The 17,867-nt window shown below is 53.6% G+C and carries 25 protein-coding genes; 4 read left to right on the top strand and 21 right to left on the bottom strand.

Annotated elements, in window-relative coordinates:
• Window positions 1-183 precede the first annotated feature (183 nt).
• The 3 genes from FE782_RS07915 (at window position 184) to FE782_RS07905 (ending at window position 2,118) form a co-directional block, all read left to right on the top strand.
• A complete protein-coding gene (locus FE782_RS07915) occupies window positions 184-609 on the top strand; it encodes an RrF2 family transcriptional regulator (protein WP_138193827.1) in 426 nt (141 codons plus the stop codon).
• On the top strand, window positions 593-1,501 hold the full coding sequence (locus tag FE782_RS07910; RefSeq protein WP_138193544.1) for an NAD(P)/FAD-dependent oxidoreductase: 909 nt from the start codon (window positions 593-595) through the stop codon (window positions 1,499-1,501). The genes FE782_RS07915 and FE782_RS07910 overlap by 17 nt, the downstream gene beginning before the upstream one ends.
• A 116-nt stretch (window positions 1,502-1,617) precedes the next feature.
• Window positions 1,618-2,118, top strand: coding sequence for a hypothetical protein (locus FE782_RS07905; protein ID WP_138193543.1), 501 nt, complete (start codon window positions 1,618-1,620; stop codon window positions 2,116-2,118).
• A gap of 78 nt (window positions 2,119-2,196) precedes the next feature.
• Here FE782_RS07905 and FE782_RS07900 read toward each other — a convergent pair whose 3' ends face one another.
• From FE782_RS07900 to FE782_RS07835, 15 genes are all read right to left on the bottom strand, one after another.
• Window positions 2,197-2,781, bottom strand: a complete 585-nt coding sequence (locus FE782_RS07900; protein ID WP_138193542.1) for a histidine phosphatase family protein — start codon at window positions 2,779-2,781, stop codon at window positions 2,197-2,199.
• A gap of 27 nt (window positions 2,782-2,808) precedes the next feature.
• Window positions 2,809-3,279 (bottom strand): WapI family immunity protein, encoded by a 471-nt coding sequence (locus FE782_RS07895; RefSeq protein ID WP_138193541.1) that lies wholly within the window; start codon window positions 3,277-3,279, stop codon window positions 2,809-2,811.
• A gap of 127 nt (window positions 3,280-3,406) precedes the next feature.
• Entirely contained in the window at window positions 3,407-4,003 is a 597-nt protein-coding gene (locus tag FE782_RS07890; RefSeq protein ID WP_138193540.1) for an AAA family ATPase, read from the bottom strand.
• Window positions 4,004-4,080: 77 nt separating this feature from the next.
• Entirely contained in the window at window positions 4,081-4,566 is a 486-nt protein-coding gene (locus FE782_RS07885; protein WP_138193539.1) for an SRPBCC family protein, read from the bottom strand.
• Between the two features lie 15 nt (window positions 4,567-4,581).
• Window positions 4,582-5,139 (bottom strand): histidine phosphatase family protein, encoded by a 558-nt coding sequence (locus FE782_RS07880; protein ID WP_138193538.1) that lies wholly within the window; start codon window positions 5,137-5,139, stop codon window positions 4,582-4,584.
• Window positions 5,136-5,582, bottom strand: coding sequence for an NUDIX hydrolase (locus FE782_RS07875; RefSeq protein ID WP_138193537.1), 447 nt, complete (start codon window positions 5,580-5,582; stop codon window positions 5,136-5,138). Before FE782_RS07875 ends, FE782_RS07880 begins: the two co-directional genes overlap by 4 nt.
• A gap of 7 nt (window positions 5,583-5,589) precedes the next feature.
• Window positions 5,590-6,387, bottom strand: a complete 798-nt coding sequence (locus FE782_RS07870) for a GNAT family N-acetyltransferase (protein ID WP_238392383.1) — start codon at window positions 6,385-6,387, stop codon at window positions 5,590-5,592.
• A 246-nt stretch (window positions 6,388-6,633) separates the two neighbouring features.
• The gene (locus tag FE782_RS32745; protein WP_238392401.1) at window positions 6,634-6,702 is read right to left on the bottom strand and encodes a putative holin-like toxin; all 69 of its coding nucleotides are present in this window, start codon (window positions 6,700-6,702) and stop codon (window positions 6,634-6,636) included.
• Window positions 6,703-6,845: 143 nt separating this feature from the next.
• Complete coding sequence (locus FE782_RS07865; protein WP_138193536.1) at window positions 6,846-7,298, bottom strand: GNAT family N-acetyltransferase; 453 nt, start codon at window positions 7,296-7,298, stop codon at window positions 6,846-6,848.
• A 1-nt stretch (window position 7,299) separates the two neighbouring features.
• A complete protein-coding gene (locus tag FE782_RS32235; protein WP_158299292.1) occupies window positions 7,300-7,464 on the bottom strand; it encodes a hypothetical protein in 165 nt (54 codons plus the stop codon).
• A 326-nt stretch (window positions 7,465-7,790) separates the two neighbouring features.
• Window positions 7,791-8,252, bottom strand: a complete 462-nt coding sequence (locus FE782_RS07855) for an NUDIX hydrolase (protein WP_138193534.1) — start codon at window positions 8,250-8,252, stop codon at window positions 7,791-7,793.
• A gap of 10 nt (window positions 8,253-8,262) precedes the next feature.
• Window positions 8,263-8,721: a GNAT family N-acetyltransferase gene (locus FE782_RS07850; RefSeq protein WP_138193533.1), complete on the bottom strand. Its 459-nt coding sequence runs from the start codon at window positions 8,719-8,721 to the stop codon at window positions 8,263-8,265.
• Between the two features lie 15 nt (window positions 8,722-8,736).
• Window positions 8,737-9,219, bottom strand: a complete 483-nt coding sequence (locus tag FE782_RS07845; protein ID WP_238392382.1) for a GNAT family N-acetyltransferase — start codon at window positions 9,217-9,219, stop codon at window positions 8,737-8,739.
• Between the two features lie 144 nt (window positions 9,220-9,363).
• Window positions 9,364-11,049, bottom strand: coding sequence for a dihydroxy-acid dehydratase (gene ilvD, locus FE782_RS07840; RefSeq protein WP_138193532.1), 1,686 nt, complete (start codon window positions 11,047-11,049; stop codon window positions 9,364-9,366).
• 19 nt (window positions 11,050-11,068) lie between these two features.
• Complete coding sequence (locus FE782_RS07835) at window positions 11,069-11,734, bottom strand: GntR family transcriptional regulator (protein ID WP_138193531.1); 666 nt, start codon at window positions 11,732-11,734, stop codon at window positions 11,069-11,071.
• 181 nt (window positions 11,735-11,915) lie between these two features.
• Here FE782_RS07835 and FE782_RS07830 point away from each other — a divergent pair, with 181 nt between their 5' ends.
• The gene (locus tag FE782_RS07830; protein ID WP_138193530.1) at window positions 11,916-14,327 is read left to right on the top strand and encodes a YcdB/YcdC domain-containing protein; all 2,412 of its coding nucleotides are present in this window, start codon (window positions 11,916-11,918) and stop codon (window positions 14,325-14,327) included.
• A 55-nt stretch (window positions 14,328-14,382) separates the two neighbouring features.
• Here FE782_RS07830 and FE782_RS07825 read toward each other — a convergent pair whose 3' ends face one another.
• From FE782_RS07825 to FE782_RS33265, 6 genes are all read right to left on the bottom strand, one after another.
• A complete protein-coding gene (locus FE782_RS07825) occupies window positions 14,383-14,907 on the bottom strand; it encodes a DinB family protein (protein WP_138193529.1) in 525 nt (174 codons plus the stop codon).
• A 1-nt stretch (window position 14,908) separates the two neighbouring features.
• Complete coding sequence (locus tag FE782_RS07820; RefSeq protein ID WP_158299291.1) at window positions 14,909-15,715, bottom strand: HAD family hydrolase; 807 nt, start codon at window positions 15,713-15,715, stop codon at window positions 14,909-14,911.
• Window positions 15,716-15,771: 56 nt separating this feature from the next.
• Window positions 15,772-16,290, bottom strand: coding sequence for a hypothetical protein (locus tag FE782_RS07815; RefSeq protein ID WP_158299290.1), 519 nt, complete (start codon window positions 16,288-16,290; stop codon window positions 15,772-15,774).
• 127 nt (window positions 16,291-16,417) lie between these two features.
• Window positions 16,418-16,831: a VOC family protein gene (locus tag FE782_RS07810; protein ID WP_138193526.1), complete on the bottom strand. Its 414-nt coding sequence runs from the start codon at window positions 16,829-16,831 to the stop codon at window positions 16,418-16,420.
• A gap of 46 nt (window positions 16,832-16,877) precedes the next feature.
• Window positions 16,878-17,312 carry a GNAT family N-acetyltransferase gene (locus FE782_RS07805; RefSeq protein WP_138193525.1) on the bottom strand — a complete coding sequence of 145 codons (435 nt, stop codon included), beginning with the start codon at window positions 17,310-17,312 and terminating at the stop codon, window positions 16,878-16,880.
• Between the two features lie 130 nt (window positions 17,313-17,442).
• The gene (locus FE782_RS33265; RefSeq protein WP_138193824.1) at window positions 17,443-17,769 is read right to left on the bottom strand and encodes a GNAT family N-acetyltransferase; all 327 of its coding nucleotides are present in this window, start codon (window positions 17,767-17,769) and stop codon (window positions 17,443-17,445) included.
• Between the last annotated feature and the right edge of the window lie 98 nt (window positions 17,770-17,867).

Below are 17,867 nucleotides of genomic sequence, written 5' to 3'. Positions count from 1 at the left end.
AAATTCTACTGACCGAAAGGGAATTCCTCCCATTCCACCGAAAACTGTTACCTAGAGCATACCGAAACGATCCGACCGATGTACGTCATCAAACATATGTTCGCATAAAACATCCGCCATTGCAATAATGGATATTGTAGGTCTATAATGGTTATTAATCACCTCCGGAAAGGAGTGCGTATTATCCAATTTTCCAAAAGCACCAGCTACGCTCTGCATGCGCTGGTTCGCCTCGCCCGGTCGGAGCCTGGAGTCAACGTAGGCATCAAGGAATTGTCCGCATCGCTCGGCATCCCGGTAAGTTACTTATCGAAGGTCATGTCCAAATTAAGGCAGGACGGCCTCGTCCGCGCCGTGACGGGAGCGAGCGGCGGATACGAGCTGGCTCGACCTCCCGAACGAATTTCGTTCTTGGATGTCATTCAGGTTATCGAAGGCCGCCAACATCTATATGAATGTTTCCATACCGACGGGCTGCTTCCTTCGAATCCGCAATGCCTCATTCATCAAGTGATGGACGGCGCCGAGGAACGATTGCTTCAGTATTTACGAGAGCATACCATTCAATGGGTGCTCGATAGGAGGAAGGAACATGAACCGACTGTTTGATGCTTGCATCATCGGGGGCGGACCGGCCGGCTTGAGCGCAGCGTTGGTGCTCGGCCGGGCGAGAAGAGACGTCGTCGTCGTCGATGAAGGGCGCCCGCGAAACCGCGTCACCCGCGAATCCCACGGCTTCCTAACGAGAGACGGCATTCCGCCGGCCGAATTTCGGCGCATTGCGCGGGAGCAAATCGAGGCTTACCCTTCCGTTCGTTTCGTCGAAGACGCCGCTGCGTCGATTTCGGGAGTCGACGGAAACTTCCGAATCGCGACCGCGCAAGGTACGATCGTAAGAAGCAAGAAGCTGCTCTTCGCCGTCGGCAAGAAAGACCTCCCGGTAGCGATCGAAGGTCTGGCCGAAGCGTACGGGAAGAGCGCCTTCGTCTGTCCGTATTGCGACGGCTGGGAGCTGCGGGATCAGCCGCTCGTCCTTATCGCGAACGGCGCAAGAGCGTTGCATATGGCCAAGACGATTTCCGGCTGGTCGCGCCGGTTCACCCTCTGTACCAACGGGCCCGAGGGATGGACGGAGGAACAACGCGAGGAGCTCTCCAGGCATCAAGTTCCCTTCTACTCCTCGCCGATCCGGCGCATCGCGTCGATCGACGGCATGGTCCGACACGTCGAGCTGGAAGATGGAACGCGCATTCATTGCACGGGTATCTTCTTCGCGCCAAGGCTCGCCGCCGGCTCCGAGCTTCCGATGACCATGGGCTGCCGCGTGTCGGAATCCGGCTCCGTCGTCGTCGACCCCTTCGGCAAGACGAACGTGCCGGGCATCTTCGGCGCCGGCGACGCGGCGACGGAGCTGTATCAGGTCGTGGCCGCCGCTTCCATGGGTTCATTGGCCGCCGTGGCCATCAATACCGAGCTTCTCGAAGAAGCTTGGAACGCTTAGAATCGGAACAAGGCACCTTCGCTAAGCGCCTATCCTAAGGGCGAACCGGCGGCCGTGCGGCGCGGCGTATAGGACAACGAAAGTCGATCATATACATGAGCAAGGAGAGGATGTATATGCGATTCACGATTCAGTATATACCTCTGAAGAAGATCGACGCATCCGCCACCGTCCGCATCACCGAACGCATCAAGCAGCTGCGCGCCGTCGTCTGGGATAGCTCGAACCTGCTCGCCGTGAAGAAAAACCGCCGGGACGGAAGCTTCATCGTCGTCGGCGGACACGACCGCTACCGGTATATGAAAGCCCATACGAATAAACTGTACGCCCCCTGCGTCCTGGACGAAACCAAGGAGTCGTCCGCCGCGTCCCTCCCGTCCTGGATCCGGAAATTCCGCAACCGCAACCTGCCGAAGAAGTTCCCGAAGTTCCACCCGGAGAAAATCACGCCCGCCGGCTGGTCGATCATCCGCGCGTTCGCGAAGGAGGAACCGCGATTCGAGCGGTTGACGCGGCTGCAGCAGGTGAAGGTGCTGCTCGTCGCCGTGCGGTACAAGAAAACCGTCGTCAAGGCGATGCGCGCCATGGTGGACGACATGACCGGTTCCGACGGATGAACGCAACGCATCGAAGGCCGCCCCGAGTCGAGTTCGACTTCGAGGCGGCCTTCTTGAACTTCGAGCGGACAGGCTTCTTTACGTCCGTTCTCCGATATGCTTCGTACAGTTGTACAACTCGCATGTCCATTTCGCATCTGCGAACGTAAAGATCGTCACGGACGTATTGCCGAGATGCTCGTTCATCTCCGCTTCCGGCGCCAGGCGTCGCAGCGTGTTCCCGATTAGAGCGCCGTGGCTGACGATCAGCACCCGTTCCCCCGGATGGCGGTCCAGAACGTCCGCGACGAACGACTCGCCGCGGGCTGCCGCGGCTTCCGGCGATTCCCTTCCGAAGTCCATCGACTCCCAGGAAGAACCGAACTGCAGCACGCGCTCGTCGGGCGTCGTACCTTCCAGCGTTCCGAAGGAAATTTCCCGCAGCCGCGCATCGACGCGAACGGGCAGCCTCAGCGCAGCCCCGATCGTATCTGCCGTCTCTCTCGCGCGCGATAGGTCGCTCGAATAGACGATGTCCCATGCTTCTTCGCACTTCAGCCGCTCCGCGACGAGCCGGGCTTGCGCCCGGCCGGCGTCATTAAGCGGAATATCCGTTTGTCCTTGCGCTCTTCGTTCCAAATTCCAATCCGTCACGCCGTGACGGATCCAACCGATCGTCGTCATGCGAATGCTGTCCCTTCTTTCCTTCGATCAATCCGTGCTCCGTATGCTTTCGACGAGGATGCCCGACGCCGTTCCGCGCACCGGGTACCGGTCGACGACGTCCCTCAGCTGTCCGATCAGCACCGGCAACGCCTCCGCCGAGGCGAGAAACCCGAGCGCCAGCGTCGTCCGCCGGCCGGTCGGGGGCGTCAGCCTGCCGGACCACGCCAGTCTTCCCGCCTTATCGACTTGCAGCGTCAACCCGATCGTATCGTCCATATTTTCCAGGCGCGCCTTCCCGCTTCGAGTGGCCAGCAGCCGTTCGATCTCGACCATGAGCGCTTTGAACTCTTCGGTGCGGATCGCGGTCGGGTACGAAGCCGCAATGCCCGGCGTCGTCGCCTCCACGTCGCATGCGAGCCAGTTGCCGTCCCAATAACAATTCGCATCCGGGTATGCATACCCTCGTACCTTAATGACCAGCCGTTCCCTCTCGTCCCCAAACACTCGGATCTCCAAAGACGCGCCTCCGTTTCGGATGAGTCTTTACAGGTCAATACGCGATGTGGCTTCATAGTTGGAAAACGCACCAAAATCATAAGTACGCAATGTCAAATCGTCCCATTCCCATTCATAATCCTAAGTCTTATTGAAAAAAGCGAATATGATTCCACTGCGTGCGCAGCCGATCCCACGATTTGCGCCAGGCGCTTCGTTCGTCGGGCAGCAGCTCGAGCTGCGCGAGCGCCGCGATGCGCTCGGCGTTGTCGCTCACGCTCCATCCGTCGGTATCGAGATGATGCCGGAACGTCTCGTCGCGCAAGCCCTCGATGCACCGATCGATCTGCCTTGCTGCCCAAGAGCGCTCGCCGTCGCCTCGGCTTCGGAGCCGGCGCAGCAAGACGTCTTTCGAGGCGCATAACGCGAAGTGGTGCACGACGACCCCTTCGCTTCGCAGCCGCCCCGCCGTCTCGTCGAAATAAACCGGATTCACGACGGTCATCGGAACGAGTACGACCCCGTCGTACGACGCGTCGATATATTTCAACATCGCATAGTTCGTTTCGCGCCACATCGGATAGTCTTGGAAGTCGTCCCGCATGGCCGAAGACGGCACATTCTTGCGAATATAGTAGCCGGCGTTCTCCGGGTCGAATACGAACGAATGGGGTATTCGCCGGTGGAGCTCGAACGCCGTCTGCGTCTTCCCGGCTCCGAACGCCCCGTTAATCCACACGATCATGCGTTCCGCCTCCGATGGATTCGATTCCAAACCGCTATGCACTATCTTAGCCGATCCCGGAAGGTCCGTAAAGATGTTTACCTTTGCACTGAACCCTTAGCAGCCATCCCTTCCGCAAGCTTCTTCAGAGCACGGTTTCGATCCTCTAAGAACCGGGTCATGTATCGTCTTAATATTATCCGCTCAACGAGCCGCCCAAGCGGACCTAACGGCGCCGAGAACGTCAGCGTGTCCTTCATCAACGTCTGCGCTCCGCCGCCGATTTGCACGAAGTCATGCTCATGTCTCATGCTCTTGAACGCGCCGCGAACCATCCGATCCACGAATCTGCGAGGGCGGTCGAATTCGACGATTTCAGAGGTCAGCTTCTGCCTCACGCCCAGATGCGTCGCTTGGAACGTGACGGTTTCCCCGCGTTCGATCTTGCCGCTCGTTCTGCCGGCGACGGCCCGCTCCTTCGTATGCTTCCACACCGTCCGGGTATGGACGTCGATATCCCGGGCTAAGTCGAAGATCGTCTCGATCGGGGCATCGACGACGATGCTCGTCTCCACTCGAATCATGTTATCGCCTCGCTTTCATTCTCCTGCTCGTTCAACCCATACCCGTTCCATCTCCACGAAGTTTCCGTCCAGAAACGAGAGCCTGTACACGTCCGGATTGCTCAGCGCTTTCCACGTCTCGAAACCGACGGAAGCGTCGAACGCCTTCAGAAGCAGCGCCATCAGGTTGCCGTGCGTCGCGACCGCGACGACGTTCGCTTCGCCGTTCGCGAGCTCCTTCACGACGGCCAACGCCCGTTCCGTCGCCATGCGGGAGGATTCGCCGCCCTCGAGCGCGACGTCCATCTCCTCGAACGATCGCAGCAGATGGTCCATCCAATCGGGAAGATCTCGTCCGCTCAGCACGCGCTCGCTTAGACGCGCATCGACAGCGACGTCGATCCCGAGCCGCCGAGTCAGCGGCTCCACCGAATGAACGGCGCGTCGGAACGGGCTGGAGACGACCTTTTCGATCTGCATCTCCTTCAAAGCTTCCGCCAATCGCTCGGACTGTTCCAGACCTTGCTCGGTTAACGGCGCTTCCGCTTCCTGACCCGCAGCCTTGCAGTGGCGGATGAGGTAGATCGTCTTCATAAGTACCCCGCCTTCTTCAGAATAAGCTCGGAGAAGGGCTGAAGTCCCGGAATCGGTTGATCCAACGGGAAGTACGCCAGCGCCAACCCTTCGTCGTCGTTCACCTTCGGCTCCCCCTCGACGCCTTCCGCCTCGTATACCGCCATCGCGTTATATATTTCGTCTCCGTGCGGATACTTGTAATACATCTCCTTCCCGGACAACAACGCAACGAATCTGAAGCCGCCCGCGGTCAGTCCCGCTTCCTCGTACAGCTCCCTGGCCGCCGCTTCCTCGAAGGAATCGCCCAACTCCAGCGCGCCGCCGATCGTTCCCCAGTCGAGCGTGTCGGCTCGCTTTTGCAGCAAAATATGCCCTTCCTCATTCCTGACGATCACGCAAGCGCCGGCCATGATCAGCGGCATCGTTCCGACGTATTTCCTTAGTTCCTTAATGTATCCCATGAACTTCTCACCCTCTCGACCAAGTCGCGCGCGTATACCCTAACTTCATTCCGACCTTCTCCATGTTCCGGTAGCTTTGCGACGCATAGGCGGCTTGTCCGACGACAAGCTCGCACCTCGCCGCCCGGGCTTCCGACAGCCGTCTCGCGAGCAATGCCGTATGCAGTCCCCGGCTTCTGTATTCCTGCAGCGTCGCCGCGAAGGTGAGCGATGCCGTCCGGTCCTTCGCGTACATGACGCCGACCGCGCCCGGAATTCCTTGCCGTTCCGCGACGTAGAATCGCCATCCCGCGCGCCCCATCAACACCTCGTTGTTTCGGGCGACGTAAGGAATTCCCTCGTCGCCTAAGCCGGTGCCTCTGCAATGAATCGTCGCGTAGAGATCGGCCTCTTCCTTCCCGAGCTCCCGGATTCGAACCGAATCGTCGGCTGCAGGCACGCTCGATCCGGTCGGTTCGACATACAACGAGGCGTGGAACCCCGTTTGATAAAAACCTCGGGAATGAAGCGCTTGGAATAGCTTCTTCGTCCCGTTGCCCGGCGTAATCTCGAATTGCGGATTGCGACCGCGCGCTTGATAGAATTCAATAATGCCGTCCAATACGTCGATATCCGCTTCGGAGAACAGCTTCACGGTATTGAACTGAGGCCAGGGCATCGACTTACTGTAGAATGCTAGCGCGCCGTTGAACCGTTCGATTGCGACGCCTTCAGGATTCCCCGCTCTCTCCCTTATCGCGTCCATGCGATCGAGCATGTATTCCGACTCCGAACGCTCCAGCGTTCCATATAACTGTTCCGACATGAGAGGTACCAACCGCATTACACCTCGTTTCCCGTTTCGAAATGCGTCTGAAGCTCCAAAAATGCTTATCCGGCGGGGCTGAATTGCCTTTTTTAGGGTTTCATTCGAAATTTCTTTATGATATGATTTAATAAACAAAGCCGAGTGCGGCGAACACTCGGCTATACAATTGGCTTGGGCGGGGTATTCCCTCAAGCTGCACTCAAGAAAAAACCCACCTTCGGCTCTCAACCTTGGGGTGGGTTTTTACTTTCTTCGGTAGTTATTCCCGATGTAGGTTAAAAGGGCAACGACGAAAGATGCGAATAACAGCATAATCGAGATTGCGTCCTTCAACTCCATAGTTCCACCTCCCTTCGAAGGGAAACTATGCCCACCCAAGATTCAATTGTACTTCACAAGTATACCATTATGTGCCAGTCAAAGGAAGAACATTTGTTCCCTTTTATAGAATTCTATTATTTTACGATCCGGATGAAGTGGGTTATCTCCTCGCGATCGCAGACTCTCGCGAACCCGAGAGATCGATAGAAACGATCGGCTGCAATCGAATCCGTTCTAAGCTGCAACTCGTCGAACGTCCCTGCCGCATCGGCCAGTAAAGCTTGCATTAACTTCCTCCCGACCCCCAACCTCCGATAAGCCGGCGACACGTAAAATCTTCTGACTCGTCCGACGCGAATTCCGTCGTTCGCCGGCATTCGATTCACCCCGCAAATGCCGACGATCCTCGAATCCGCGTAACAGACGTATAGCGACTCCCCCGGTTGATCGAAACGGTTACGCCCCTCCGCAAACTCGTCGACGAGGCGTTGAACGAACCGAAACCCTTCCAGCTTGCTTTGAACAAGTAATTCGTCCAACTGATGAATGATAACGGAGCCTTGCGCTTTACGGATATGGTATTCCATGTTAATAAACCCTGTCTCTTAGATCTTTATCTTGAAACCAGATTTGGATCAAGTCGATGTTCCTTTCGCCGCGTAACGCGATGGTGAATTCCCCGTTCACGTACAAGTCCGCGGACTCGTCCGCTGCAACAAACCCCCGGGACTGGATCGTTTCGATTGCGTGCATGCGATCTTCCCCCACGATAATTTCGAAGATGGAGTAGTCCGGATCGGAAAATTCCATCCCGCCCACTTTTCCGAATAAATCGTTATCGGCGTCTCCCGGGAAGCTAAGTCGGATCCCCTTTTCCATATACTCTCTTCCATGACCGCCGAATCCGTGAATATATTCCCCTTCCCCCCAACTCCGAATCACATCGGCCTCGAGTGTCCCCATCTTGATCTCTTCGACTTTCAAGCTTTCGTTTATTTCCCCGATGCTTATGCCGTCGGCACCGCTCGAAAACATCCGAATCGCTTGATATGTAACAATAAGGATGAGCGCGGCGACGATTAAACTAAGGATCGATTTCCGTCGGATGATGTTCCACCCTCCTTCGGCGAACCGTTAAATTCTATATAAATCGGATCTCCTTCAAGTTTTAGACTCATCTCGATTCTTTCCTTGAAGTTCAAGTAATTGACCATCCGCAACGCCTCTTCGATCGGGAAGAAGCCCGTTTCCAGACTTTCGCTCGTCGCCGTCGGTTTTCCTCCGACCGCTTTCGCAAGGAACAGCGTATTACAAATACAATCGTTCACATTATGGAAAATGCCGCAGAACTTAATAATCTCGATATCGATCCCGGCTTCTTCCTTCGTTTCTCGAATTGCCGCCTGCGCGAGGGATTCGCCAAGTTCGACTTGGCCGCCCGGCATCTCCCACCCTCTTCGGGGTCCTTTGATAAGCAGCAGCTCGTTATTATCGTTCAAGACGATCGCAGCCGCTGACACGATATGCTTGGGCGGATTCATTCGACCCCTCCTATACGTTCAGTTTCAAGATTTCTTCTTCTCCGAACCATGCTCCCGTCGATTCGAAGCCTCGTTGAAGATAAAAGCTTCTCGCTCTGCTGTTTTCCCGGTGTACGGTAAGGCGAATCTCTTTGCATTGCGTGAACTTATTCCGAATCCAAGATACCATTAGGGAGAGAGCGCTTCCACCGAATCCTCTCCCTTGCTCTCCTTCGTCAATTAGAAAGCCGTTAATCCAGTACATATTTTCTGTATTTTCTTCATAGGCGTGCATGATGAATCCTACCATTTTCTCGTTGCTGTATATCGCGAAGGGGATATATTCGACATCCTCTCCATCCGGCTTTACATAAACCTTGGCAAGCGAGACGGCAACGGACGGCACGAATTTCTGTTGATCTTCGGCTACGCGAAGCGCTAACGCCGTTTCCCAGTTATTTCGATCTACCGGTATTAATTGTATCGACATCTTACTCACCTTACCTTACATGAAGTGGAGTTCCATGGCTTCCTCCGCCTTTTCGAAACCATGCCTTCTATAGAAGTCGACGCTCGCCTCGCTTGGCCAAACGATGAAGAACGTCACCCCGTTTTCCTTGGCCCATTGTTTTATTTCGTCCATGATTTTGCCGCCGATCCCCTGCGATCTGTACTCGGGAACCGTATAAACATTCGTTACGTATCCCCATGGGGATTTCTTCCTGCCCGGTCTTGGCACCGTATCGATCAACTCGACGTAGATATGCGAAACAAGTTCGCCCTCGAGTTCGGCGACCCATATGTACCAACGCTTCGTGTCCTTCGTTTCTTCGAAGAAAGCAAGGCATTCTTGATAGAATGCTTCGTAAAGACTAGCATCGATTTCTTTGGATTCCGCGGTAAAATCAAACCTCATTTTTATTAAATGCGGGATGTCCCGTTCCATATACTGACGAACTACCAATGAATCGCTTGTCGGATGTTCCATCATTCACCTCTCTAAGGACAGTTCAATGCAGCCCCACCTCTCGATATTACCTTATTCAGGTAAAATCGAACAAGCGTTTGTTGAACTTAAAAAGGGCGACGGATCTCGTCCATCGCCCGATAATCATATAATGACCGCTCGGTCTTAGCGATCGGTTACTGCGCCTTGAGATGCCGAGGAGACCAACCTTGCATACTTGAATAGCGCGCCCGAGCTTGCTTTAAGCGGAGGCTGTACCCATGCTTGCGCCCGAGCGGCCAACTCCTCTTCCGTCACTTGAAACGTAATTTGCTGCGTTTCGCTGTCGATGCTGACGATGTCCCCGTTCTTCAACAAGGCGATCGGTCCGCCGACTTGCGCTTCGGGCGAAACATGGCCGACTACGAAACCGTGCGATCCGCCCGAAAACCGCCCATCCGTAATGAGCGCGACTTCCCCGCCAAGCCCCTTGCCTACGATCAATGCAGTCACTGAAAGCATCTCCGGCATGCCTGGCCCGCCCTTCGGACCGCAATAGCGAATCACTAATACGTCGCCTTTATGGATCTCGTTTCGTACAATGGCTTCCGTCGCATCCTCCTCGCTGTCGTACACCTTCGCCGGTCCGACGAACCGCAGCTTCTTCATGCCCGACATTTTCGCGACGGCGCCTTCGGGAGCGAGATTGCCCCTAAGCACAACCAAAGGTCCGTTCGGCTTCAGAGGCTGATCCAGCGGGCGAATAATGTCCTGACCGATTCGTAACGGAGCGGCCTCGGCTAGGTTCTCGGCCAAGGTTTTCCCTGTAACGGTAAGGCAATCGCCGTGAAGAAGTCCCTCCGCGAGCAGTAACTTCATGACTCCGGGAACGCCGCCGATCTCGTTCAAATCTTGCATGGCATGTCGGCCGCTTGGCTTCAGATCGGCCAGATGCGGTACGCGCAGGCGGATCCGTTCGAAGTCGTCCAACGCTAAGTCGACGCCGACCGAATGCGCGATTGCGAGCAAATGCAAGAACGCATTCGTGGAACCGCCTAAAGCCATAACTACCGTAATCGCGTTCTCGAACGCTTTTTTCGTCATGATATCTTTAGGGTAAATATCCTGTTCCAGCAGCGATATGACTTGTTTGCCTGCCGCGGCGCATTCCGCCGACTTGTCGGGCGAAATCGCCGGCGTCGAGGATGAGCCGGGCAAGCTCATGCCCATAGCCTCCGCCGCCGCGGCCATCGTATTGGCGGTATACATTCCTCCGCAAGAGCCCGGGCCGGGGCAGGCGCTGCACTCTACCTTATGGAGTTGTTCATCCGTTAATTTCCCGTCATGATACTGGCCTACCGCTTCGAAAGCCGTAACGATATCGACGCTCTTTCCGTCTAGATTGCCAGGCTGAATCGTTCCGCCGTAGACGTATACGGAAGGAATGTTCATCCTCCCGATCGCCATCAGACAAGCGGGCGTGTTTTTGTCGCATCCGCCGATCGCCACGAGCCCGTCGAACCGCTCGGCTCCCGCTACAATTTCGATGGAATCCGCAATGACTTCTCTGCTAGGCAGCGAGAACAGCATACCTCCATGACCCATGGATATGCCGTCCGAGACTGTAATCGTGTTAAATATGAGCGGGGCGCCGCCATGGGTACGCACCCCTTGCTTGGCTTGGGCGGCCAGTTCGTTAATGTGCATATTGCACGGGGTGACCTCGCTCCAAGTGCTGGCTACGCCGATCATCGGCTTTTTGAAATCCTCGTCGGTAAAACCGACGGCGCGCAGCATCGCTCGGTTCGGTACCCGGTTGACGCCCTCGCTGATTACTTTGCTGCGAATCCGAAGATCTTTCCCGTTCGCCATTGTCCCTCTCCCTTTTTCTTTAAAGTAATCCGTGCAATTCCTGCATCGGACGGATGAAATTTCGCATCATCGTTGCCTTCGCGCGTTCGCTGTCCTTCTTTTCGAAAGCCGCGATAATCGAAGCATGCTCTTCGACGGATGCTTGCGTCGCCGTAAGCGGCTGCTTCAAGAAGACGTATTTAAAGCGCCGGATATGGATCTGTAACGATGCACTGAACGAAGCGACGTACGGATTATCCGAAAGCTCCACGATAAGGTTATGGAACTGTTCATCCGCTTCCATTGCTTTGTAAGCTTGCCCGCTCTTAATGGCATTCGCAAACTCTAGATTCATCGCCCGCAGTTGCTCGATTTGCTCCGAAACGATCAGATTTGCGGTGACTTCGGCGGCTAACGCTTGAAGAGCGGCCATCGTCGAATACATCTTGAAGATGTCGTCCTTTTCAACAGCCGTTACTTTCGTTTCTTTCCCAGGATGCGTGGATACGAGACCTTGGACTTCGAGCAGCTGAAACGCTTCCCTTATCGGCGTACGGCTTACGCCAAGCGACTCCGCCAATTCCGCGTCGATCAGCTTTTCTCCCGGTTGCAGCGTGCCGTCGATAATCCATCGTTGAATTTGGGAGAAGGCTCTTTCTTTGGCAGACATCCGGGCGGGCGAGACAAAATTTTTAGGTACTGGCATCGGAATCATCCTTACTTCTTCGTTTTCTTATATGCAATATATCGCATACATATATTAAAGACAAGTAGTTTTCATTCAATCTAGGACCCAGGACTTTGGGTCCATTAATACACTTCAGGGAAACTTTACCATCCGCAACTACGTATTACCTACGTGTACTTCATTTATAAGGGAGGATGACATGGGAAATCAGCGTAAGAAGATGAAGCGGTTTCGAGCGGCGGTCGTGAGCACAATGACGCTTTCGATGGTGATGGGGGCGGCGATGCCCGCATGGGCGGCGCGGACGAGCGCAGATGCGAGCGTAGGTACGGTCGCCGATACCGCCGTCGAAACAAGCGACGAAACCGTACATAACGGTTCCTCCGCGCTGTCGATAACGGAGGAAACGGCGAACATCTCCAGCGAGGAAGCGGAAGCGCGCATGAAGAAGCTGTTTCCCTTGCTTCGCGAAGCGAAACTCGATCAAATCCGGTTCGGCAGCGACCGGTTCCCGCCTGCGAGGGAAGCGGTTTGGAACCTGAATTGGTCGGTCTCAAGCGAGGACGGACGCAGTACGCACGGATTTTCCACCGAGATGGACGCGATGACGGGCGACATATTATCGATGTTTGTGCCGGAAACCGTGCTCGGAGAACCGTCGTATTACCCTCCTAAGGTGAGTCGCGAAGAAGCGCGGAAGACCGCCGAAGCGCTCGTCAAGCGAGCCGTTCCCTCGTTGAACGGCGTCGCATTGTCGGTAAGAGACGCCGATTCGTTGGACGGGGCGCTGTTCGGACCGTTCCGATACTCGTTCCTCTTCGAGACGGAACATCGCGGAATCCCGGTGACGTTCCGGTCCGTCCACGTCGGAATCGACGGCAACGGCAACGCGACGCAGCTGTCGTACCAGCCCCTCCCCGATAACATGCCGCCGGCGGCGAATCCGATCGCGAAGGAGAAGGCCATGGCGGCCTACAAGGAGCATCTTGAACTGCAGCTTGCTTACGTCAACCTGAACCCTTACCGCGAGGAGCCGAAATGGGCGCTCGCTTGGGTTCCGACGCCGTCTCATTCGGGCGTAATGGATGCGATCACGGGCGATTGGATCGGTTTCGACGGCATGGAAATCCCTAAAGGGGACGCAGCCGTTCGGTACGAGTCGATTGCGCCCTCCGCAGGAGACGCCTACCAGCCGACGCGACCGGAGGGAAAGACGATCTCCCGGGCGCAAGCCGAGAGAATCGTCGCGTCTGTGTACCGTATGCCGGACGGCTACGAGCTCGAGCAGCATTCGCTGCAGGAGGACTTCAACGTAAAGCGTTCCGTATGGAGATTAACCTGGAGACAAGAAGGCCCCTCTCCTATGGGCTTCGGTCCCGGCATCACGGCGACGGTAGACGCGGAGAACGGGCAAGTGTACGAAATTCGGAAAGACCTGTTCCCGCCGTATGCTGCGCTTCCCGAGCCCGAACAGAAAGGCGGCGAGGCGATTTCCGCAGCGGAAGCGAAACGTAAGGCGGACGAACTGGTCGCTAAGCTGTTCCCGGATGCCGAAGGCTCGTTGAAGCGGATCGAGGGCTCCGTTCCCGGTATGCCTGCGAACCCGTCTCAGGACGCTTATTCGTTTGCTTACCAGCCATTCCGCAACGGATACCCGCTGCAGGACGCAAGCGTCCGGTTGCAGCTGAGCAAGGACGGACAGTTGGTGTCCTATGCCGCCTGGAGCTCCGGTCCGATGCCGGAAGCTTCCGATCTCCCGAAGGACGCGGCGATCAGTCAAGCGGAGGCTGAACGCCTCTGGCTCGAACGCTCCGACCTGGCGCTTCGATATGACCGCTTCGGCGGCTATTACGTGGACAACGGAGAGAGGGTCGAAGAGAAGATTCGGTTGACGTACCGCCACGAGTGGAAGTCGGGCGACGAAGCGTCCGTCTTGGATGCGGCAACGGGCAAGTGGGTCGCAAGAGGCTTCGGGAACCCTCTGCCGACAGGCGAGCCGGTCGACCCGATCGATATCGAGGGGCATGCCGCCGAATCGGACCTTCGGACGTTGGCGCAATTCCGAGTGCTGGACACGGACGAAGACGCCCGCGCGAACCCGGGTGCCGCCATCACGCGAGCGCAGTGGGCCCGTTGGCTCGCGGCGGCCGTGAATCCGCATTATGCGAACGAAGGCTACTACGGTCCGAACGGAATGGAAGAGAAGCCGTATTATGCGGACGTCTCCGTCGACGACGAGCTGCACAAGGCGTTTCGCGTTCTTGCCATGATGAGCTGGATCGACCCGAAGCATGAGGCCGGCTCATCGTTCGGACCCGGCGAAGCGTTGACGCGGGAAGAGCTGGCCGTATGGGCGGCGCACGTGCTGCGCTACGATCGCTTGGCCGAACTGCTGCGGGAAGACCCGGTCATCGGCGACGCCGCGGATGTCGAAAGCATCGAGCATCCGGGCGCGGCGGCGCTCTCCGTCAAGCTTCAGTTGTTGAGCGTCGAGGACGGCCGTTGGAACCCGGACAAGGAAACCACGCGCGCCGAAGCGGCAAGCTTCTTAATGAAGCTTGTTCGGCTGCAAGCGTCGGTGGACCAACCGGTGAATAGCCGGTACTATTGAGTCGAAAAAGCGGGAAGACGCACGCGTCTCCCCGCTATTTCCCGCTTGCATCGCGTTACGGACGATTTTCCTTGTACCACTTTCTTAGCTGATTGATGTGAGCCTGATGGTAGCGGCTGTGGTCCGCCATATGCCATAGACCCCAGCGTATGGTTGCTTGCTTTTCATTTGCATGTCCGAAGGTAACCATTTGAACTAGGTCTTCATCCGTTAATTCCCTGCATGTATCTTTCAGCATTCGGATGACGCGCTCATACTTAGACACAAGCGCGCTCAGAGACTCCCCCTTGACCATTGGAAGCCTGTTATTAACATCGGTCATGGGGCCATATTCCTCTTGTAAAGAAGTAGGAAGCGGCTGTCCTTTCAATCTATAAACCCAATTCAGATCCACATACGTGACATGTCGTATGAGTTGGGCGGTACTATTATGGTTATGATTTGGCCCCTTGAAGTCGACTTCTTCTTGCGACATGCCTTCGGAAATTAGCCGTAATCGTTGGTAATTCTGTACCACTGCGGAATATAACAGCCCGACCACAGGCGTCATACCGGCTTCCCCTTGAAGATCGTAAACCACCCTAACCGCTCCTCCCAAGCTTTATATTATGTTCCGCCGCTACTCTTTCGAGAACTTGCGCCACACCGTCATCATCGTTATTCGCCGTCACCTCGTTCGCCGCTTCCTTCAACTCCGCGATCGCATTTCCCATAGCCACCGAGTATCCGGCAATCGAAAACAATCCCCGGTCATTATGATCGTCGCCGAATGCTATAATTCGACTTACATCGATACCCAATCGATTGCATAAAAGTTGAACGCCGTTCTCCTTCGAAACCTTTATGTTCATTATCTGCAATAGCTTCCCATGATCCGTAACGACCATATGTAACCTGGACGAAAATTTATCTAAAATAGGAGCGCCATCGCCGAACGACGTGATAAGAATTTTAGTCGGTTCATACTCCCTTAGTTCGTTTAAGGTTTTGACAGTCGGATCTCCCTTCCTCCTCTGGATCATCGAGTAATCAATTTCTGTTAGGCTGTACCACTCGTCTTTCACCTCGAAACTTATTTCAATATTCCTATATTCTTGAAGACAGAATTCTAATAATTCGTTAGAAAGCTGTACATCAATTGGAACATGTTCTTCTGTACCCGTTGTTTTACAAGAAATGAATGCGCCATTGTAGAAAATGAAAGAACCGATCGATAGAAGTTCTTCCGGCAATAAGGCTTTCACCGCTCTTGGAGGTCGAGCGGTCGCGAAGATTACTTTCATGCCGTTTGCATAACAATTCAAAATGGCCTTCTTATTGCGCTCTGAAACATTCTTGTCTTTATCGAGTAACGTGCCGTCAAGATCAAGCACAACCGCTGAAAACATCATAAACCCTCCTTCATACACTTCTGCTTAGCTTTCCCCCTTGCCCTTCACCCCTTTTAAACATCCGGCTCTTCACCGAGCGATCCTTCTTCGATTTCTTGCCTTAAAAGAACTTTTAGTTTTTCCGGTGGGTTGCAATGCGGGTGATTCATAAAAATTTCTTGCGTTCCGCCCTTTGGGGTAAATCCTTTAGCGTGGATTTCTTCTAGGAGGTATTCTTTCGAAGAATCAATAAGGTTATAATCTCCCGAGTGAAGGTATTGCGCACAACATCTTTTTCTTTTATCGACAAGGGAGATAGAGACATCTCCAATAAATTCTTGCCTTTTCTTGAGATCATTCATCGTCATCTCAAATAAATCTCCGGATATGTAATCGGGTACCCACATGGAGACTTTATATTCATCGTTCCCTGTGTTCCCCCACGCTAATTCTAGTGGCATTCTACTAAAGTTTTTACCTAATTCTCTTACAGTATAAAACTTAACCCGATTAATAAAGCGTCCGATCGTCCAAACTTCCTTATACTCGTACATTTTATAAATATCGCGTTTCCCGACTCCGGCGGCTTCCAAGCATTTCATCTCCGGCAGCCTGTAACTATTCACTTTATTGTCTCTCGTAGAGTAAAATTGTTTGTTGGTTTTCCTTACATCTTCCCTATAAATAAGCGATCTACTTATCATCATCAATTTCCTCCCTCTATTGCTCGAAATAACTCCAATCCTGACACACCTTCATCATATGTCCGTCGGGGTCATAGAAATCAAAATACTTCCCGCATCCCGGATTATCGTATCTCTCCCCAACCTTGACTCCACCCGACTTTAACTTTATATAAAAATCTTCAATATGTTCAGTATGTATTTCAAATACTGCGTGCGTAAACGTATTTGTATTATTTTGAAATTGCAATGTAACGACATTAGTTGTTTCATGTAGAAAAATCGTGGGGCCTTCCCCCAGCCGCAATAAAGAATTTGAGTCCCCTTCATTACCTCGTCGCGGTGACCTTTCAAGAGTAAATCCAATCTGGTTCACGTAAAAATCGGTGGATTTTTGTAAATTGCTTACGGGGATGTGCAGACAAACGAGGGCGTTCGCACCATAATTCATCCAATTCCACTCCTTGGGTTTCAAATGTACCTGCGCGTACAAACTCCTACATGTTTTTATTCATAAAGATCAAACTATCTATCGTTACAAATCCGTTTTTCTTATAAAATTGCTCCGCCGGTACTTCCCTGCTCGTCAATAATGTTATTCGTTCAATTCCTTCGCTCTTTAATGCGTTGCCAAGATGATCCAGCAACTTCGTTCCGACTCCACTTCTTTGGTCAGCTATTTCTACGCACATTTCATTAATGAAAAACTCATCGCTGCTCCACCATCTTTTTCTAACTCCCATAATAAAACCTCTAATTGCGATATCTTCCGCAACAAATCCCTTAAACCCAGGTGTGTCAACATAGTCTTTCAAATATTGGCGAGCTTTCTCTTGCGTCCAACGATCATTCCATGGCTCCCGATTAAAAACATTTATAAATAGTTCAACGCAGCCTTGAAAATCCTCAGAAGAGTAGTGTCTTATATTCATAAAAACCCGCTTCTTTCTTAGTTATGTTTTTTCCTTGTATGTCTTCGACCAACGTCTCTCGCGTAAGCACGGCGCGTGAAATATGTTGTTCCGGAAGTCCTCGACCTCATTGAATCGCTTTCGAATACTCTTACCCATGCATTATTCTTTTCTTAAAGCCCTGTTGATCCGTTGTGTATCCTAACGACTCATAAAATCTGTGTGATCCTTCCCTCTCCATCTCAGATACAAGAATAATGTATTTACATTCATTCCGTTGCCCGAATTTCTCAATCGACTTCATGAGTAACTTCCCAAATCCTTTCCGTTGATATTCAGGATCTACAACCACATTCTCGACCAGTATAAAATTATTACACTCTCCTACCAGGTCATAACACAAAATAGCCATTGCTGTACCTGCCACTCTGTCATTATCACAAACGACCGGTACATAATAATGCGAATTATTAGAGATTCGTCAGACTGTCGAGAAACCTCTCGGCAGTTTTCTTTTGTCTATTAGTTTTAACACGGCACCGCGTTAATGTGGTATAATATCGTTATTAAACCAAC

Source organism: Paenibacillus antri, assembly GCF_005765165.1.
GTDB lineage: Bacteria > Bacillota > Bacilli > Paenibacillales > YIM-B00363 > Paenibacillus_AE > Paenibacillus_AE antri.
Note: the sequence above shows the minus strand (reverse complement) of the source record. Positions and strands in the feature narration are given on the sequence as shown.

Coding starts and splice junctions, on each gene's coding strand:
- FE782_RS07845 (WP_238392382.1), bottom strand. CDS start 9,219: ATGGAACATCCGACAAGCGATTCATTGGTAGTTCGTCAGTATATGGAA.
- ilvD (WP_138193532.1), bottom strand. CDS start 11,049: ATGGCGAACGGGAAAGATCTTCGGATTCGCAGCAAAGTAATCAGCGAG.
- FE782_RS07855 (WP_138193534.1), bottom strand. CDS start 8,252: ATGAATCCGCCCAAGCATATCGTGTCAGCGGCTGCGATCGTCTTGAAC.
- FE782_RS07870 (WP_238392383.1), bottom strand. CDS start 6,387: ATGTCGGAACAGTTATATGGAACGCTGGAGCGTTCGGAGTCGGAATAC.
- FE782_RS07850 (WP_138193533.1), bottom strand. CDS start 8,721: ATGTCGATACAATTAATACCGGTAGATCGAAATAACTGGGAAACGGCG.
- FE782_RS07865 (WP_138193536.1), bottom strand. CDS start 7,298: ATGGAATACCATATCCGTAAAGCGCAAGGCTCCGTTATCATTCATCAG.
- FE782_RS07880 (WP_138193538.1), bottom strand. CDS start 5,139: ATGAAGACGATCTACCTCATCCGCCACTGCAAGGCTGCGGGTCAGGAA.
- FE782_RS07910 (WP_138193544.1), top strand. CDS start 593: ATGAACCGACTGTTTGATGCTTGCATCATCGGGGGCGGACCGGCCGGC.
- FE782_RS07875 (WP_138193537.1), bottom strand. CDS start 5,582: ATGGGATACATTAAGGAACTAAGGAAATACGTCGGAACGATGCCGCTG.
- FE782_RS07820 (WP_158299291.1), bottom strand. CDS start 15,715: ATGTTTTCAGCGGTTGTGCTTGATCTTGACGGCACGTTACTCGATAAA.
- FE782_RS07835 (WP_138193531.1), bottom strand. CDS start 11,734: ATGCCAGTACCTAAAAATTTTGTCTCGCCCGCCCGGATGTCTGCCAAA.
- FE782_RS07900 (WP_138193542.1), bottom strand. CDS start 2,781: ATGACGACGATCGGTTGGATCCGTCACGGCGTGACGGATTGGAATTTG.
- FE782_RS07810 (WP_138193526.1), bottom strand. CDS start 16,831: ATGAATTATGGTGCGAACGCCCTCGTTTGTCTGCACATCCCCGTAAGC.
- FE782_RS07805 (WP_138193525.1), bottom strand. CDS start 17,312: ATGAATATAAGACACTACTCTTCTGAGGATTTTCAAGGCTGCGTTGAA.
- FE782_RS07890 (WP_138193540.1), bottom strand. CDS start 4,003: ATGATCGTGTGGATTAACGGGGCGTTCGGAGCCGGGAAGACGCAGACG.
- FE782_RS07885 (WP_138193539.1), bottom strand. CDS start 4,566: ATGATTCGAGTGGAGACGAGCATCGTCGTCGATGCCCCGATCGAGACG.
- FE782_RS32235 (WP_158299292.1), bottom strand. CDS start 7,464: ATGCACGCAATCGAAACGATCCAGTCCCGGGGGTTTGTTGCAGCGGAC.
- FE782_RS07905 (WP_138193543.1), top strand. CDS start 1,618: ATGCGATTCACGATTCAGTATATACCTCTGAAGAAGATCGACGCATCC.
- FE782_RS07830 (WP_138193530.1), top strand. CDS start 11,916: ATGGGAAATCAGCGTAAGAAGATGAAGCGGTTTCGAGCGGCGGTCGTG.